At 74.5% G+C, this 510-nt stretch carries 1 pseudogene; it reads left to right on the top strand.

Going from position 1 to position 510, the window contains the following annotated elements:
• Positions 1 to 510: pseudogene (locus tag ACFPZL_RS14205) on the top strand (hypothetical protein); the annotation flags it as partial.

Raw genomic sequence — 510 nt, 5'->3', positions numbered from 1 at the left:
CCGCTCGCCGGCGGGCCGAACCGGCTCGTCGCCCTCGGCTCGTGGGAGCTGCGCGAGGGCACGCCGAGCTCCACGCTGCATCTGCGCGGGCTCGACCCCGAGGTGCAGACGCTGATCGAGACCGCTCAGGCCTCGCTCGACTACCCGAGCTTCGACCGTCTGCGGCGCGCGGCACTGGCCGATGCGCTCACCTGGCGCACCTCGCTCGGGCGCGTGCACGACGGGATCGGGCTCGGCGTCGAGCGGAACCTGCTGCGCTGCTGGCCGGTCGGTACCCATGTGCGGCTTTCCGAGGACGGGGCGACGGTCGATCTGCTGCGCGTGCTGGCCGCGGGCCTGCTCTCGGGGGCACCGCTGACGCTCTCGACCGGGGTGCTCCTGCCCCCGGAGATCTCCGCGTTCCTGGACCAGCAGGGGATAGCGATCTCGCTCGAACGCGACGATGCCTGGCTCGAGCGGATGGCGGTCGCGGGCGCCGGACTGGCTGCGGAGGCCGGGCGCGGCGGCGCG

It is taken from the genome of Leucobacter soli (genome assembly GCF_042659205.1).
Classification (GTDB): Bacteria; Actinomycetota; Actinomycetes; order Actinomycetales; family Microbacteriaceae; genus Leucobacter; species Leucobacter soli.
The sequence above is the reverse complement of the archived record's forward strand: the minus strand, read 5'-3'. Positions and strand labels throughout refer to the sequence as shown.